The organism is Anderseniella sp. Alg231-50 (assembly GCF_900149695.1).
In the GTDB taxonomy this organism is placed as follows: domain Bacteria; phylum Pseudomonadota; class Alphaproteobacteria; order Rhizobiales; family Aestuariivirgaceae; genus Anderseniella.
Map to the genome: position 1 here is coordinate 547,716 of NZ_LT703004.1, position 15,564 is coordinate 563,279.

The following is a 15,564-nucleotide window of genomic DNA, read 5'->3' on the forward strand; positions in this document are numbered from 1 at the left end:
GAGTTTGCTACCCTTTTCGTTTCTCAGCCGCTCTCACTGCCCTGCCCCGTCACCCGGCTGCGGCGCGGATGCAAGTGTCAGAAAGGTTCTGTCTTCACGCAGCAGAAATTTTTCCCGTTGCGCGAACTCGTAATTCTCCCGGCCCAGCGGGTCGGCCGCCAGCCGCGCGCGGTATTGTTCATAGGCTGCGAGGTTTTCGATATTGTAGACCCCGTAGGCCAGCGTACTGGAGCCTTCGTGCGGTGCATAGTAGCCAATCAGGTCAGCGCCGCAGCGCGGGATGGCCTCACCCCAATTGCGGGCATACTGTTCAAACTGATGTCGTTTGGTCGGGTCGATGTGATAGCGGATAAAGCAGGTCAGCACTTGCGCCTCCATGGTTCGTTGATCATCGAACCGTGACATATTGCATTGCCCGAATGCTTCGACTACCATCGAAGCATGAAGGAAGGCCCCGACATCGCCCTGCTCGGCTCCCTGATTGGTGATCCGGCACGGGCCAACATCCTCACTGCCCTGATGAGCGGCAAGGCGCTGACGGCCAGTGAACTGGCGTCGGAAGCGGGCGTGACGGTGCAGACTGCAAGTTCGCACCTGAAAAAGCTTCAGGACGCGCACCTGTTGCGGCAACGCAAGCAGGGCCGGCACCGCTATTTCACCCTGGCGGATGACGAAGTCGGCAGTGTTCTGGAAGCCATGATGGGACTGGCGGCGGGCCGTGGCCTGGTGCGCACCCGGACCGGCCCGAAGGATGAAGCGCTGCGCAGGGCGCGGGTGTGTTACAACCATCTGGCCGGAGACCTGGGCGTGGCGATCTATGACGGCATGATCAGCCGCGGTTATCTTGCCGAGACCGACGGCGACGTCGACCTGACCGGCGTCGGGAAAGAGTTTGCCGCCAGGTTCGGGGTTGACCTGGAGGTCCTGTCAAAAAGCCGGCGTCCGATGTGCAGATCCTGCCTCGACTGGAGCTCGCGCCGCACCCACCTGGCGGGCTCGCTGGGCACCGCCCTGCTCAACAGGTTTTATGACCTTGGTTGGGCGTCACGGGTGGACGGCTCGCGCGTGGTGAAGTTCAGCGCAAGAGGGGAACGCCTGCTGCTGGCAGAATTCGGTGTCAGTGCCCGGACTGCGTGACACCGTTTCCCATTTTTACCATCGAAATTAAGCATTTTCCGCCAAAACCGGTCCAAATTCAGAAAAATGACCTACAATTCAATGTAGAAGTGAACTAACCCAATTCAGGAGTACTGAAGTGGCTGTCGAAAGCTGGTTCCCACTGGCAATTTACTATGAGGATCTACCTGAAAGCGCGTCGCACAAGGAGACCCTTGTGAAGCATATACATGCTCTGCGTGCGTCTTCCGGTGAACAGCGTACAACTGAAAGTTCAAGCTGGACCGGCGACATACATGGCGTGGATCGCATCCATCATGATCCGGTCTTTGACTGGCTGACAGATCAGGTCGGCGCCCATGTCCTGCGATACCTGACAATACTTGGCCATGACCTCGACAAGATGGATGTTCACATCCAGCGGTCATGGCCTGTCATCGGCCGCAAGGGACAGGTGGTGTCGCCGCACGCCCACAACACAGCCCATGTCAGCTCGGTCTATTATGTGTCCATACCCAGCGACGGAGATCCGGGCGGCACGACTTTTTTCAATGACCATTGCCCCAACGAAATTTCGCATGGCATCAGCACGGGCATGACCGGCTCCTATTTCGAGCGCAACGCTTTCAACTACAACAGCGCGCAGTATTCACCGGTTGAAGGCCGTCTGGTCCTGTTTCCGGCCAAGCTGACCCACTCGGTGGAACCGAACCTGACTGATGAGGACCGAATTTCGGTTTCCTTTGACCTGATCGTCACGTCCAGGGAAGATCAGGTACGCGGATCGCACGAGTTTCTGATGCCGTCGCCGTCGCAATGGAAAAAGGTGCCCATTGCAGATGGTGAGGCGATAAGGAAATCCTTCTCACAGCAGGAAGCTTAATCTGCCATCTTTTGAGCGGGTGGTTAGACGCTGCAGCCGCGATCATGCGGCGTGCATCACCAGGCTGTTCTGGCGCATGTCGTCCAAAAGCCGGGAAACCTGGCGGCGCAGGTCCTTGGGCTTGCGGTCAGGAAACGCAGCGTAGAACATCGCAACGATGTCATAGCTTGTTATCGGCTGTTCCAGCAGCCGCCAGATCCCGCACGCCATCGGGTCGAGCGCGTGGATTTTTCCGAGCGTATCGTCGATCAGGAAAATCTCGCCATCCAGCTCTCTTTGCAGAATCTCCGGGTTGCGACAGTAGCGGGCATTCGTATCAGTCATTGCCCAACCCCTGATTGATCGCCAGGTTGACAGTCGAATACAGCCTCGAGCAGAGAAGCTGCATCGTCAACCTTGTGGTAAGTCATGCAGTGACAGGATGCGCCTTCCACGATCTTGTGCAGATGATCAAACACCGAACTGGCCGGCATACCGGTGCTGTAGTTCTGGCTGATCAGTGAGCGCAGTGCAGCGCCGTTTGTCATATCGTCGAGGCTGGCGGCGCCTGTCTTGTTGGTGCGCTTCAGTTGCACAATCGCCTTGACCGGAGACGACCTGCCAACTTCAGCCATCTGGCCAGCCGCCAGGTCAATATACTGTTGCTCGGCATCACCCAGGATGGAGTGTTTATTCAGAGTTTGGCGCAGTTCAGACGTTATGGCCTGAAGCGGCAACGGCAACCTGATACGCGGAAGCAGACCGAGTGACAACACTTCAGTCGTGACCGGGTCAATTGCCACGACATCGTCACCGAACACCGTGTGACCGTTCGCGGCCAACGCAACCGTCAACAGGCTCTTCCCGGCCCGATGCCCTCCCGGAAACAGGATGACACCATCACCAACCTTTACCGCAGCACAGTGCAATGTGAAATATTGCTGAAATTCGTCACCGAACCAGCCGTTAAACAGAAAGTGGAAATCCCGGACTGCACCGGCATTGCTTTCCGGACAGCCAAAGAGATTTTCGGCGGTCAGATCATTGGCGGGAAGTCTCCAGTCGTACACGTCGCCCATTCTGCTGAACACCATGGCAGGTTTGATCGTCGCAGTTACCGGTTGCTCGACAATGTCCCAGCCACGAAGGATTTTTTGAAGGTCCGAAAACAGATCGCCGCAGCCCGCGACATCCACAATCCAGTGCACACCGTTCCAGCCAATCTTGAGCCGGCGGGTTTCGGCTTGAGCGGCCTGGGTTTTTTCTGGAACTTGCAACATGCGATGCCCTGGACTGAAAATGGCCTGCTGCCAGAGCCGAAGCCCTGGCAGCAGTATTATCGTGTGAGCCAAGCAGGAATTGTGCCAATGGCACTATTACTGCCCTACTGCCCGGTCCAGTCGCGGCAGCGCCGTGGCGAGTTTTCCCAGTTGCCACAAGCGTCACCGGATGCACTTGCCGACGAACCGCCCCTGCGACCCTTGCCGTGGCCCTTGCCTTTGCCGTGGCCCTTGCCTTTGCCGTGGCCCTTGCCTTTGCCACCGCCGTAACCGCCACCTTTGCCGCCTTTTCCGCCCTTGCCGCCGGAACCACGGCCTTTGCCGCCGCCCTTGCCGCCGGAACCACGGCCTTTGCCGCCGCCCTTGCCGCCGGAACCGCGGCCTTTGCCGCCGCCCTTGCCGCCGGAACCGCGGCCCTTGCCGCCGCCCTTACCGCCGGAACCGCGGCCCTTGCCGCCGCCCTTGCCGCCGGAGCCACGGCCTCTGCCGCCACCCTTGCCGCCAGAGCCGCCGCCTTCGCCGCCGCCCTTGCCGCCGGAACCACCCCCTTTGCCGCCGCCTTTACCGCCGCCTTTGCCGCCGCCGGAACCGCCGCCTTCGCCGCCGCCCCTGCCACCGGAACCACCCCCTTTGCCGCCGCCGGAACCGCCGCCTTTACCGCCGCCCTTACCGCCGCCTTTGCCGCCACGTGCGGCATGTCCTTCACTGATCGTCACAATTGAAGGGGCAAGCAGAAGGCCAAGACCCGTCAGGCCCAATTTGGCCAACGCGTCTCTACGGTCCATTTTGCTGTTTTGAGATTCACTAAGCTCGTCTTGCGAGCTTTCTTCGACTTTTTTCAATGCCGTTACTCCTTGTTACTAACTAACAAGGGCGACACATCGGTCCATATCCCACCGCATCTACACAACGGTCGTCCATGCTGCGCAGAAAACTGCTTCCAGAGGGCCCAGGAAACATTACCTTACAGTAGCGAGTCGCTGAGTTATCTGTCAAATTGAATCTAATTCGTGGTTAAATCGAAAGAATTAATTAACCATGTCGGCCTGACGAGCAAATAACCGGTAGATTAAGTAGTGACCAGCTCTGATTATGTAGTCAATCGACACCTGCATACCAATCGCATTGCTTCAACTCTACAGCTCTTGTCCTGGAATCAATCAATCACTTGTTTCGACGATGTGGGACCGTAACTCCATCTGCCTTGTTTCAGACAGTATTCAGCTTTGCGAAAGTGCCGGGATGTTGGGTTTCAGGCATTTCTTGAGCACCACGGTGCGCGGCCAGATGTTGAACAGGTCGAGATGATGCTGGTTCAATAAATTTTTAACAGCGCAGATAATTGAACCGCCATTGACCGCAGCTTACGGTTTACAACATCACGGCATAGTAACCACGTATGAACGACACACTGCAGCGGAGCGTAATCCATGACCTGGCACCTGAACGAGACCTTTGAAACCAGCGCCGGAAAAGTGGCCGCCGGAAATGCCGGTGACGGGCCTGACCTTGTTGTGGCGCACGGCTGGCCATGGTCGTCCTATTCATGGCACCGGGTGATTCCGGAACTCGCGAAGCAGTACAAGGTGCACTGGTATGACATGCCCGGATATGGCCGCTCCGAGATGCGCGCCGACCAGGCCACATCGCTGGATGTGCAGGGCCGGGTGTTTGCGGAAATGCTTGCCCACTGGAACCTTGCCCGCCCGCATGTCATCGCCCATGATTTTGGCGGCGCCACTACCTTGCGGGCGCACCTGCTGCACGCTTGCGAATTTGAAACCTACGTGCTGATGAACGTCGTCGCCATGCGACCGTGGGGATCGGAGTTCTTCGATCATGTAGGTCGTCACGTGGATGCCTTTCTCGGCCTGCCGGCGCACATTCACAAAGCTGTGGTGGAAGCCTACATCAAGGGCGCGCTGATTTCGGACATAGATGCCGACGACTTTGATGCGCTTGTCTCACCGTGGCTGAGCGAGGCCGGGCGCGGCAGTTTCTACCGCCAGTTCGCGCAAGCCGACGAGCGCTATACGGCAGAGGTTGAACCCCTGTTCGGCGATATCCGCTGCCCGGTCAAAATCCTGTGGGGCGAAGATGACCCATGGATACCGCTGGCGCGCGGCAAGGCTCTGCACGGCCTTGTCGGCAAGGGCCCGTTCACGCCCCTGCCCGGCATCGGTCACCTGCCGCAACTGGAAGCACCCGAACTTGTGCTGAAAAATCTGAGCAGAGTCTGACGCGGGGCCGCATTCGTCACTGCGGCTGGCGCACCATGGGAAACAAACTCGGCGCGCCTGATGCCTCGATTATATCGGGTCTGCGGCGAATCCCAAAACCAGCGTGTCGATGAGCCTGCCGATATCCGCTGCGTCCGCCGTCTTGATCATCGTTCTCTTCGCCCATGCCTGTACCACCCACGAAAATGCCTACAGGCATCAAGCGGGAAAACCTAGCGAATAGGCTCCGAACCAACTTGTCTTTAGGCGGAGTAGCTGATTTCATCGGACACTGAAGACATCATACGAACCAGGCCTTTTCCCGTCCGGGAACACAGGCTCTTGCACGGAGAGAACCATGAAGAACACAATTGCAACCTGCCTGGTGCTGGCTCTGTCCTCCCTGCCTGCAGCCGCAGAGGGGTTTTCCTGGACTGGCACTTATGAGGGTCACTTCGTCTGTGACCATGTGAACGGCGGCGCGGCGGGCGGTTTCAGCCGGTCTTTCCTGGCCAACATCCGGCACACCGGCACCAGCCTGGATGTCGAAACATTTGCCGTTATCAGCCCCGAGACGAAGGGCAAGCCGTCGCTTTACCGGGGCAAGGTGCAGGAGATCGCCGGTGGCAAGGTGATGGCCGGATACCTTGAGGCCTGCAAGGGCCGGTTTGACTATAAGGAACTCGTGCGGATTTTTCCTGCCACCAGCGCAGGCCAGTCATTCAGCTTTGCCGCTGACACCATATTCACTACCGAGGCGCTGCCGGGCGCCGAAGGCAGGTTGGTCGTCGAAAGCTGCAAATGGGCACTGAAACGGGTATCGGCGGAAGTGCCTGAGTTTGAGGCATGTCCGGAATAGAGGCCGGAACGTGCTCCCGCGTCCTATCCGGGCCAGATCAGTTCCAGGCGAAGGCCGCCGGGTTCGGCAAACATCATGTGTTTGCGCGGACCGTCGCCCACCGGTTCCGGCATGAACTCGACCTTGACACCCGGCCAGGCTGCGACCCTGTCGGCCAGCTCTGCCAGCCGCGGTTCGCTTTCGACCTCCATTGCCATGTGATGCAAACCGACATTGGCGCGCCGGTCAAAGGCAGTGACCTGTTCCGTCCTGTCCACCTGCCACAGGGTCAGGCGCAGCCTGCCATCGGTGACTGAGTTTCTGGGATAGGAGTCATCCCGGGCAATTTCCTGCCAGCCCAGCACCTCGGTGAAAAACGCCGTTGTCTGATCCAGATCGAAAACCGACAGACCAAGGTGATTGAGCCCTGACGTTTCAACCATGCATGCCTCGTATTGTTCTTATGAATTGAGGTTACGGTTTAGCGTTGATCACGACAGGCGGACAAGATGCAGTCCTGGCGGATAATCAGTACCAGAGGTCAGCTGCTACTTCTTCCTGGTCGCCTTGGCAGGCAGGCTCTGTGCGTGGGCCAGGCTTCTGGCAAACCATCCCCCTAGTGCATCCGGGTCTGCAAGCACTTGTAGCGGCACCGAAACATACTCCTTCATCACGGCACCATATTGCACAACCGGGCCCGCCTCGAAATCGGCAGCAAAGGCCGCCCGGTCTTCTTCGGACAGCCGAATGCACAGCGTGCCTGTCTTGTCCAGGAAGCTGAACATGTTGCCGTTCATCGACGTGTTGGGGCTGGCCTTGCCCTTGACTTTTTCGCCCGCGGTATCGGCAACGAGCTCCCGATACCTCTCCAGTACGTCGGCATAAGCTGTCTGCGAACTTGTCATCATGCCTCCATCATTTTCGCAAAATCATAGCATGATCTACCTGCGCATTATGGTTATGCGATGAAAGTTGCGCCAGGTAATGCGAGCGGTCAAACAGGAATAACCAGGGGCGGCTGTCGCTCCAGACAGGCGTCACCAAGCTTAATGTTTTTGATTAGCCGCTGATGTGAGCCATCACCATGATTTTCATCAACCAACGGGCGGTGTGCGGCAAGGGTGAAATTTCCACTGATTCAATTTGAGCACTTAAGATATTGTTTTGAAACATGTAAATTAACGGTTTTAAGAATATGAATCAGTCATTGCCAGCTGCGCGCCCTGCTTCCTTGCGAATGCCGCCTGTCGACATTTTCGTCCTGTTGAGAGATTTCTTCATGTCAGCCAGCGCATCCCGACAGGGATGCGGATTGCTGTCACGCGGCTTGCCAATACGACCCGCCGCCGGCTGTATGGAAAGCCATTTGCTGGACCGTGATGTCCATTTGCACCGCCGGATTACGGAGATAGCCGATGCAGCCCTGGAGGTCTTTCGGAGGCCTTTGCAGCAAGATGGCCATCCTGTCATAGCGGCTGCAGGATGATGATTGCAGCTCGGTGTCGGCGGGCGCGGTTTTCGCATCCAGTTTCAGATACTCATTGGCCACGATGACCCGGCCGGCCTCGGCCTGACGGATGGCGCTGCGTGTCGGCGTGCGCTCGATGACCAGCATCTCGCCGGGCCCGACACCGGAGACCAGCAGCAGGCAGTTGCCCGGAATCACCGCCTGCGCCAAACGCTCAACAGCATCGCCGAAGCTCCCGGCCTCCTCGAAGGTTTTTCTGATGAGAAACGAAACCGGCAAGGCAATCTGTGCGGCTTCCTCGCTTGAAACCGCATTGAGAGTGATCGCAAACCGGCCCGGAGCCATGCCGGACAAGACGCCCAGATAGCCGGGCCAGCCAATGGAGATAAACTCGCCGGCAGGCGCACCGGTAAACCGGCAGGCCATGGAGGTTTCATTCAGCAACCGGTTCTCCGTCCACCAGTCCAGGTTGCGCGCATGCAACGGACCTTCAGGCGTGTCCACGGCAAAGGCCGTGCAGCCGATCAGCGCGCTGAACACATCGTAGTAGGCATTGCACAACAGCAGCAGATCAGCCGGCACGCCAACGCGCGACGCCACACTTTGCATCTCGCCCCAGTAGTCGGCAGGCAGAATGGGCCGCACCGCCTGTGCCACCGTCTCCGCCAGACTGGCTGACTGCCCCAAATCCTTGCGATAGACGTCAATCAACTGGCGGGCATGATCAAGCTGGGTGTCTGAGAACGCCCAGCGCTCCTGAGGCTGGCGGCTGAGATCTATGATCAACTCTTCAGACATGGCGGGTTTCCATCCGGTTGCGGGATGACCTATCAAACAGAAAAACGAGTTGAACTCACGGCGGTTTGCCGACCGGAATCTTGCAATAACACGACTGGATGCCTGCCGGTAAACAATCGAGATTGCCGAGGGAATGCGTTGGCGCAGACAGCGGTCGCCATCGGAATACATCAGACGTCGATGAACTGCAGCCCTGGCCAGCGTTGCGCCCACTTCTTGGTCGCGATCCTGTTCCGGTAGATTGTCAGCTTGTGAGCAAAGCCTGGACCTGGTCGAACAACCATGCCGACAAGATCGTCAACTCCGTGCGGGGCAATGATCTCCACCTTGCCGGCAACTATCCGGGCGGCAATTGCGGTTGCGGTTTCGGGCCAGCAACTGATTGCCTCTGCAATGTTGCGATATGGCGCATCACCGTTTGCCTCATGCATGCGAGCCTGGTTATGCACAGACCAGGGAATGGCCGGGTGTGCCTCGAAAAGACGCTTCTCGATTGCAAGGTCCTGGTCCGGGCTGATGTCGGCAGGGTTGTGATAGATCACGTCAACGTCGCTTCCCGGCACAGGCTCGACGGGCATGGCGTGCAGGTGATCCCAAACCGCATTGCGGATCAGGCCGGCTCCGATCCAGCAATCCTCAACGTCCAGTGCCGCTACATGGTGCAGCAGCGCCGTGACAGTCCGCTGGCGTTGAAGGAATGCCGTTATGTCCTGACACGTGCGCACGAGGGTTACAGTAATGGCGAGTGAAACCAGTTGATAGTCACCCCGCTCACAAACGTCGAAGGCAGCGCGGAGATGCTCCGGCTGCCTTCTTGTCAGTCACAGATTGCTGTTACCGGCTCAATAGAAGCGGTTGCGGCATCTGTAGTAGCGGTTCCACCAGTAGCGGCGGCCCGTGCGGCGTGCTTTCCGCTTCAGCCAGCGGCACTTGCGCCAGCGGTGGCCGTGGCCCCAGTGTCCGCCACCCCAGCCGCCGCCCCAGCCGCCATGCCAGTGACCGCCGTAGCCGTGCGCCAGGACGATACCTGCAGGTGCAGTGGTGGTAGCAGCCGTGGTGCTTGCCGCGCTAGCGGCAGACATGCCGGCGGCAACGGTTGCATTGGCCGATGGTACGGCGGTGAAAGCGGCAGCTGCTACAATCGCCACTGCCATCAAATTGGTCTTGTTGATCATGGTTTCAGGTTCCGTTTCAGTTGGTGGTCATATTGCCCGACCCGTTGATCAGCACATTGACAAACATCGCCTGAATGTTAACTGAAATTCATGTTCATCCGCGGTTCAGCTTTCCGCCACAATTGGCGCAAGCCTGATGAGCAAACCGCCGAATCATGCTTCCAGGCAGTAAATTTCCTCGTTAATCGCAACCACTCAACCAGTGATTGCGCAAAATCAAGCTGCCCGTACAAGCGGTTGTCTTTGCTGATTTTAATCTGAAATTCTGATAGTATGAATCAATCGTTAACGGTCGCTGCCGGGCTTGGCATTACAACCACCGGCAGCAATCCCGGTCCGTCAAGCGCCGGTCGCATCCAGCCGCCGCCGCGTCCGAACTGTCACTCCTGCGATACCGGTTCATCGACAGGCGATCAGATCATGGAAATTCAACGCGGCGCATATCCACAATTTGTGACGTATGCTGCCGGTTTTACTCCGCATACGCTGTGCAGTGTGGGTAACCATGGAGTTGCCACGACATCATCATCTTTTAGCCCTTGTTCGGCTACGTCCTGTGCAGGACGGCATGTGATGCAAGACTTGCGGTGAGTAGAGTATTCTTCATCCCCAGGAGCAGGTTTTGTGGTGAGTACTTTTTGCAGAGCACATCGCCGTCGTCACATGCCGTCACTCCTGAATGGGCATCTGGTGTACTGTTTCATCCCGCTCACGCAAGCAGCGTGTGGTTGCGCTTCACCGCAACACACTTCGTGCATTTGAACGGAGTTCATCACTGTGCCTGCCTGCAGCCAGGAGACCGTCCGGTCGGTTGGCTTATTGCCACCATTCCCGCGGCAGCTGGAACCGGTATTTTCATCAAATCACAACATACCACAATTCAATTTCAATATACTGATTCATATTTTCATAAACTACATTTGTTATTAATGTGTAAAATACTTTTTTCCATAAAATATGCTTGATTAAAACGGTTTTGTTGAAATTTCTTGTAAACTAAATTTCGCATACCCATATATGTATTAATGCATGGGATTTTCATTTTTAAAAACACTTACCTTTATCCGATCCGTCAGCACTGCGCACCACCTGCCGGTCGTTCTTGATACTGGAGATGACACGACAGGGGGAATTTCCGCGCCCGGCGTAACTCAGGGGAACTGTTTGCCACCAATAAACGCAAGAAAAACAATTTGAGAGAGGAGAAAATCATGAAACTCACTTCAAGATACCTTGGAATAGCAGCCTCTAGCTGCGTACTTGCCGCCATTGCAGGATTTTTCGTCGTTGCGCCGTTTTTCGGCCAGCGGGTGGAAGTACCGCCTGCGCACATTGGCAAGATCCTCACCAAGAACGGCTACGCGCCTGAGAACATTCCGCCGTCACGTTTCCGGCTGGATGCCTGTTTCTGGTATTGCGACCGGCTGGTGCTGATCGAAGCCAGCGACACCGGCGTCAAGGAAACCTTCAAGCTGTTCATGCCGCGCGAGCAACTGAATATGAGCTTTGACGTGCGCTTTACCCTGGCGGTGCGCAATGACGCGCAAGCCCTGGACAGCATTTTCGACCGGGTCACGTCGAAGCGCGGGGTCATCACCATATCGCGCATCTACGATATTTACGGCCAGCCGATCATGCGCGAAATCGTGCGCACGGCGATGGCGAAATACACCATCAACGAGGTTGCCTCGAGCCGCGAGCGGATCAACGCGGAACTCAGGGACGTGGTGACCAAGGCGCTGTCCAGCACACCACTGTCGATCAAACGCTTCTCGCTGGCAGACGTGCAGTTTCCCGAGGTGATAACCAAGCAGAAGGAAATTGCCGCGCAGCGCCGCGTCGAGATCGAAGAACAGGAAGCCAAGAAGCAGATCGCGCTGGTGCAACTACAGACCGAGCTGGAAAAGGCCAAGCTGAACCGCAAGGTGCGCCGTGAAAAGGCCGAGGCCGCGCGCGAGGAAAATGCGATTTATGCAGAATCCGTTTCAGACAAGTACCTGCAGTACAGGCGGCTCGAGGTCCTGGAGAAAATGGCCATCAACCCGAATACGGTGTTCGTGCCGTTTGACGCGCTCGGCACCGTCGGCATGCAACAGCGCATCTTTGCCAAGGAGGTCCGCAAATGAGTTTTCAGTTTCTCAATCTGAGTTTTTCACTGGGCTTCAGCGTGCTGGCACCAATGCTGGTCCTGATCGGTGTCGCCCTGCTGGCGCGTCACTGGCTGTTCAAGTCGCAGGACTTCAGGCCCCGGCACAAGAGCATGGTCAACAGCGCTCTGGTGGCCGTCCTGCTGATCGCCTTTGCCAGCATGTCGATGCGCTCTGCAGCGACCTATGGCCCGCGCAATACGCTCAACACCTGGCAGGAACCGGTTGTGCAGCAGCAAACCACCCTGCCGGAGGTAAAGGACCTGTCACCGCAAGTGACGACCGACGAGCAACGCGTACAGCAGATGCGTGAGCTGGAGACGGAGCCGCGGGTTTCACCGGTTACGGCCGAGTGACAGCAAGCGGGTTGGAATTGCTGGGTCGGAGTGGCGGAACAAACAGCCTGTCCGACCCAGACATCAGTTACAATCTCACGAGACAATCAATCCGCCAACCAAACTTCCCAAAAAAGCCAGCGAAGCTGTTGCCAGGGGAATCCAGTAACGACTTGCAACTTTCTGCTCAAGCGCCCTCTGGTGCAAGTTGACCGTCGTTTCGATCAATGTTCCCAGTTCACCGGAAGAAAGCGGGCGTCTTGAAATTCGCTCCTTTTCCTCTTGTGACATAGCGTCGAATTCTTCGCGGGTGACCTCCCCCATGTGTTTTGTATGAAACAGCTTGCGGAACTGCCTGCGCCAGACGAGGCTTGCCTTGTCACCTGATATTCTGAAAAATTCGGGATGTTCGGCGAAAACCGCCTGCCATTTTCCGGCCTGTCCCGGATCGTTGACAATTTTTTCTGCCCACTTGTCAAAACTGAGTTTGTAGTACGGGTAGTTTCCCAATGCCGTAATAGCCGCGATCACGTCCGCAAGTCGACCGGCCTTGAGGTATGGATTCCTCAGGGTCATCACTCAGCCTCCTTCGTTCTGTGCCATCACCGCAGATCACCACAAAGACGTTGATCATGACAATCAATTACTCCGTTACGTCATCTTTCATCCCTCCCCCAGCAGCCGATCTACCAGTATTGCCGCGATGCGATGGCGCCTTGCCGTTCTGAATGCCTTGGCCTGGGCGCGGCGGATTTTTGCGAGGCTCAGGGCTTCAAACGCGTCCAGTATGCCGTCCATACCGGCAATTTCGGGGTTTTGGGCAAGCACGTCCGATACAGCGCCTATGGTGTCGTCGTGCAGTTCAGACGCGTTGGCACGGCCGGAGTCCACGATGCATCGCAGTGTCAGGCGGACATGGCCGGGGCCGTGCTGACGCAACATGCGCTGCAAGGTGCGCCGGGCGTGGGTGACCTTGTAGGTATGCCCTCTCCTGGCCTTGTGGCAGGGCAGGATTTCCACCCCGCACTCACGGGCCAGTTGGTCGATTTTTCCGCGCGGCCGGGTCATGGTCAACCCCCTCTTGTTGGGCTGTATTCTTCGGGAACCGGGTTCAGGCATGCGCTCACGCCCGCTTCTTGAAGGTAATCGCCGGCCCGCCACAGCATCTTTCGTGATGAGCCGGGCAGTAAGGCGAACCGTGCTGTTGCGTGTCGGCGCAGAATTTGACCGTGCCGTCCGGCTGGTCGACGGGAAAGCGGCAGTGATGGTCTTCAAGGTCAGCCATGGCGAGCTTGCCGGCCTGACCGGCGAAACCCTCAGCAAACATCGGCTTGAACGGGCTCCTGTCGAACACCGCATCGGCGTCAAAGTCCGGCGCCTTGATGGCGAACCTGCCGGGTTTCGGTTTGCGTGGCCTGAGGCCGTGCCGGGTCACCACATTGCCGATGGTGCCGAGGGTGACGCCGAATTCGGCGGCGATCTCGGTATAGGCCCACCTTTCATCCAGCAATTGCACCACGCGGGTTATGGCGGCCTCGTCCCAGGTATTACGCTTCATGACCGGTTCAATGCCGAACCGCCTCCACACCGAGACAATGGCATTGCGGGTCGAGCCCATCATGGCGCCGATCTGCCGCGACGTGTGGCCGGCAGCCGTCAGCCTCCTGACCTGTTCGACCTTTTCCGGCGTCCATTTGGACGGCTTTGCATTTGCCGCGTTTGCCACATTTGCCGGTGGTTTTCCTGCTGTCATTAACTGCCTCTCCTGATGATCGGATACGGCAGGTTAACATAATAGGACTATACCTATAACGCAAGCGGAAAATTCCTATTGGACATTTCTCCTATTACCTGAGAGGCTTATTCCTATGACTGATCCCGTACGCAAACGCATCCGCCAGCTTATCGGCGACAAGAACCTCGATATGAAGAGCCTGTCGCTGGCGCTGGGCAAGAATCACGCCTACCTGCAGCAGTACCTGGAACGCGGCATTCCGAAGGAGCTGAACGAGCGCTCACGCATTCTGCTGGCCGAACAGCTGGGCGTGGACCAGGCAGAGCTTGGCGGACCGCAAGGCACCCGGCCCGGCAAGCCTGCTGCCGGCGCGCAGCAGCAGATACCGGAAATCGACGTGCATGCAGGCGCCGGCGGGGGCGGTTTTACCGCCCTTGAATCACATTCCGCCAATGGCATGACATTCAGCCGCGAAGTGGTACGTGACCACTGGCGCCTGCCCGACTGGCTGCTGTACAGCCTTAACGCCAGGTCCGGCAACCTGGCCGCGTTCCCGGTGCAGGGAGACAGCATGTCGCCAACGCTGCTGGACGGCGACGTGGTGTTCGTGGACACCCGCATCCGCCAGCCGTCACCGCCGGGCCTGTTCGTGCTGGCAGACGAGTTTGGCGGGGTCATCGTGAAACGGCTGGAAGTGTCCAGCGATCCCGGTGACGAGGACATCATGGTTCGCGTGGGGTCTGACAATCCGCACCACATGACCAAGGAGCTGCGCCTGGACGAAATCTCGATTGTCGGGCGATATGTCGGCAGATTCACCAGGTGAGTACCGAATTTTTCAGGCGCAGGGCGGTTTTTGATGACCTCGGTCACCGGGTCGGCGTGGGTCTGTGCGTGCTCATTGCGGCCGCAACCGTGATGATGCTGGCCCTGTCATTTGACCCGCGATATGATCTTGGCTACCAGGCCGCCGGCTTTCTCAGCGCTTTGATTTTTGCAACCACACTGGGACTTGCCAGTTACCTTGCATCGCGCGCGATCGCCAGGCTGGTCCACCGGTTGAAATTCGGCAGCGCCGGAAACCAGCTCGACTGGCAAGGCGGGTTCAACCCACGCAAGATGACCAACAACCTCATCGCCCTGATCAGCGGTGGTGCACTGGCTGCAGCCGGCATGTTGTTCAGGCTGATCACAGGGATGGTATCGGGGTTTCCGCAAGGCGCGGGATACGCCATAGGCCGCATGGTTGCCGCAGGCCTGATTTTCCTGATTGTCGGATACCTGCTCGCACACGCGATCCAGTGGGGTATGCAGAAGTACAAATCATCCCAATCAGCAGATTCCAACCAGTAACCTTGCTGCTGCCCGCCGCGCCAGCCGATCAGGATCGCGTTGCGACCCAGGAGACCTCACAGGGCTGACATCCAGGCGGAATGGCTGCCGAGTTTTGACGAGCAGTCAGCCAAACAGGGCGGTTTCCTGCCTGCGCTTGCAACACGCATTGCGGCAACGGTTCATCACGGCTTCTGCCTGGCAAAAATAAACCCAAAATGCACCCGATGCAGCCGACGTGAAGTGTTGCCCATGCCTG

Annotated in this window: 20 protein-coding genes; 8 read left to right on the plus strand and 12 right to left on the minus strand. The window is 57.7% G+C overall.

Annotated features, from left to right (window positions below; translation table 11 throughout):
- Positions 1-33: 33 nt before the first annotated feature.
- The gene (locus tag DHN55_RS15255) at positions 34-366 is read right to left on the minus strand and encodes an NIPSNAP family protein (protein WP_108882549.1); all 333 of its coding nucleotides are present in this window, start codon (positions 364-366) and stop codon (positions 34-36) included.
- Positions 367-441: 75 nt separating this feature from the next.
- On the opposite strand from DHN55_RS15255, the gene DHN55_RS15260 reads away from it, so the two are divergent.
- Positions 442-1,137, plus strand: coding sequence for a metalloregulator ArsR/SmtB family transcription factor (locus tag DHN55_RS15260; protein ID WP_108882323.1), 696 nt, complete (start codon positions 442-444; stop codon positions 1,135-1,137).
- Positions 1,138-1,255: 118 nt separating this feature from the next.
- Entirely contained in the window at positions 1,256-1,999 is a 744-nt protein-coding gene (locus DHN55_RS15265) for a TIGR02466 family protein (RefSeq protein WP_108882324.1), read from the plus strand.
- 42 nt (positions 2,000-2,041) lie between these two features.
- Here the strand turns inward: DHN55_RS15265 and DHN55_RS15270 are convergent, their stop codons facing one another.
- The 3 genes from DHN55_RS15270 to DHN55_RS22405 all read right to left on the minus strand — a co-directional run bounded on the left by DHN55_RS15270 (position 2,042) and on the right by DHN55_RS22405 (position 4,100).
- Positions 2,042-2,323, minus strand: a complete 282-nt coding sequence (locus DHN55_RS15270; RefSeq protein ID WP_108882325.1) for a PqqD family peptide modification chaperone — start codon at positions 2,321-2,323, stop codon at positions 2,042-2,044.
- Entirely contained in the window at positions 2,320-3,258 is a 939-nt protein-coding gene (locus DHN55_RS15275) for a hypothetical protein (protein WP_108882326.1), read from the minus strand. Before DHN55_RS15275 ends, DHN55_RS15270 begins: the two co-directional genes overlap by 4 nt.
- 104 nt (positions 3,259-3,362) lie before the next feature.
- Positions 3,363-4,100 carry a hypothetical protein gene (locus DHN55_RS22405; RefSeq protein ID WP_337660369.1) on the minus strand — a complete coding sequence of 246 codons (738 nt, stop codon included), beginning with the start codon at positions 4,098-4,100 and terminating at the stop codon, positions 3,363-3,365.
- Between the two features lie 588 nt (positions 4,101-4,688).
- On the opposite strand from DHN55_RS22405, the gene DHN55_RS15290 reads away from it, so the two are divergent.
- The gene (locus DHN55_RS15290) at positions 4,689-5,498 is read left to right on the plus strand and encodes an alpha/beta fold hydrolase (RefSeq protein ID WP_108882329.1); all 810 of its coding nucleotides are present in this window, start codon (positions 4,689-4,691) and stop codon (positions 5,496-5,498) included.
- A gap of 337 nt (positions 5,499-5,835) precedes the next feature.
- Positions 5,836-6,336 carry a hypothetical protein gene (locus DHN55_RS15295; RefSeq protein WP_108882330.1) on the plus strand — a complete coding sequence of 167 codons (501 nt, stop codon included), beginning with the start codon at positions 5,836-5,838 and terminating at the stop codon, positions 6,334-6,336.
- A 23-nt stretch (positions 6,337-6,359) separates the two neighbouring features.
- Here the strand turns inward: DHN55_RS15295 and DHN55_RS15300 are convergent, their stop codons facing one another.
- The 5 genes from DHN55_RS15300 to DHN55_RS15320 form a co-directional block, all read right to left on the minus strand.
- Positions 6,360-6,758, minus strand: a complete 399-nt coding sequence (locus DHN55_RS15300; RefSeq protein ID WP_108882331.1) for a VOC family protein — start codon at positions 6,756-6,758, stop codon at positions 6,360-6,362.
- Positions 6,759-6,863: 105 nt separating this feature from the next.
- Positions 6,864-7,223: a TfoX/Sxy family protein gene (locus DHN55_RS15305; protein ID WP_108882332.1), complete on the minus strand. Its 360-nt coding sequence runs from the start codon at positions 7,221-7,223 to the stop codon at positions 6,864-6,866.
- A gap of 410 nt (positions 7,224-7,633) precedes the next feature.
- Positions 7,634-8,581 carry a C45 family peptidase gene (locus tag DHN55_RS15310; protein WP_337660370.1) on the minus strand — a complete coding sequence of 316 codons (948 nt, stop codon included), beginning with the start codon at positions 8,579-8,581 and terminating at the stop codon, positions 7,634-7,636.
- A gap of 170 nt (positions 8,582-8,751) precedes the next feature.
- Positions 8,752-9,306 (minus strand): nucleotidyltransferase family protein, encoded by a 555-nt coding sequence (locus DHN55_RS15315; RefSeq protein WP_108882334.1) that lies wholly within the window; start codon positions 9,304-9,306, stop codon positions 8,752-8,754.
- 117 nt (positions 9,307-9,423) lie between these two features.
- Positions 9,424-9,756: a hypothetical protein gene (locus DHN55_RS15320; RefSeq protein WP_108882335.1), complete on the minus strand. Its 333-nt coding sequence runs from the start codon at positions 9,754-9,756 to the stop codon at positions 9,424-9,426.
- A gap of 1,211 nt (positions 9,757-10,967) precedes the next feature.
- On the opposite strand from DHN55_RS15320, the gene DHN55_RS15325 reads away from it, so the two are divergent.
- Together DHN55_RS15325 and DHN55_RS15330 are read left to right on the plus strand one after the other, a co-directional pair.
- Positions 10,968-11,882, plus strand: a complete 915-nt coding sequence (locus tag DHN55_RS15325) for an SPFH domain-containing protein (RefSeq protein ID WP_108882336.1) — start codon at positions 10,968-10,970, stop codon at positions 11,880-11,882.
- A complete protein-coding gene (locus DHN55_RS15330; RefSeq protein ID WP_108882337.1) occupies positions 11,879-12,259 on the plus strand; it encodes a hypothetical protein in 381 nt (126 codons plus the stop codon). Before DHN55_RS15325 ends, DHN55_RS15330 begins: the two co-directional genes overlap by 4 nt.
- Positions 12,260-12,334: 75 nt before the next feature.
- On the opposite strand, the gene DHN55_RS15335 is transcribed toward DHN55_RS15330, so the two are convergent.
- The 3 genes from DHN55_RS15335 to DHN55_RS15345 all read right to left on the minus strand — a co-directional run bounded on the left by DHN55_RS15335 (position 12,335) and on the right by DHN55_RS15345 (position 13,991).
- Positions 12,335-12,814, minus strand: a complete 480-nt coding sequence (locus DHN55_RS15335; RefSeq protein ID WP_108882338.1) for an N-carbamoyl-L-amino acid amidohydrolase — start codon at positions 12,812-12,814, stop codon at positions 12,335-12,337.
- An 87-nt stretch (positions 12,815-12,901) separates the two neighbouring features.
- A complete protein-coding gene (locus DHN55_RS15340; RefSeq protein WP_108882339.1) occupies positions 12,902-13,306 on the minus strand; it encodes a hypothetical protein in 405 nt (134 codons plus the stop codon).
- 55 nt (positions 13,307-13,361) lie between these two features.
- A complete protein-coding gene (locus DHN55_RS15345; RefSeq protein WP_108882340.1) occupies positions 13,362-13,991 on the minus strand; it encodes a GcrA family cell cycle regulator in 630 nt (209 codons plus the stop codon).
- Between the two features lie 115 nt (positions 13,992-14,106).
- On the opposite strand from DHN55_RS15345, the gene DHN55_RS15350 reads away from it, so the two are divergent.
- Both DHN55_RS15350 and DHN55_RS15355 read left to right on the plus strand, forming a co-directional pair.
- On the plus strand, positions 14,107-14,799 hold the full coding sequence (locus tag DHN55_RS15350) for a S24 family peptidase (protein ID WP_108882341.1): 693 nt from the start codon (positions 14,107-14,109) through the stop codon (positions 14,797-14,799).
- Positions 14,796-15,326: a hypothetical protein gene (locus DHN55_RS15355; protein ID WP_108882342.1), complete on the plus strand. Its 531-nt coding sequence runs from the start codon at positions 14,796-14,798 to the stop codon at positions 15,324-15,326. Before DHN55_RS15350 ends, DHN55_RS15355 begins: the two co-directional genes overlap by 4 nt.
- The last annotated feature ends 238 nt before the right edge of the window (positions 15,327-15,564 follow it).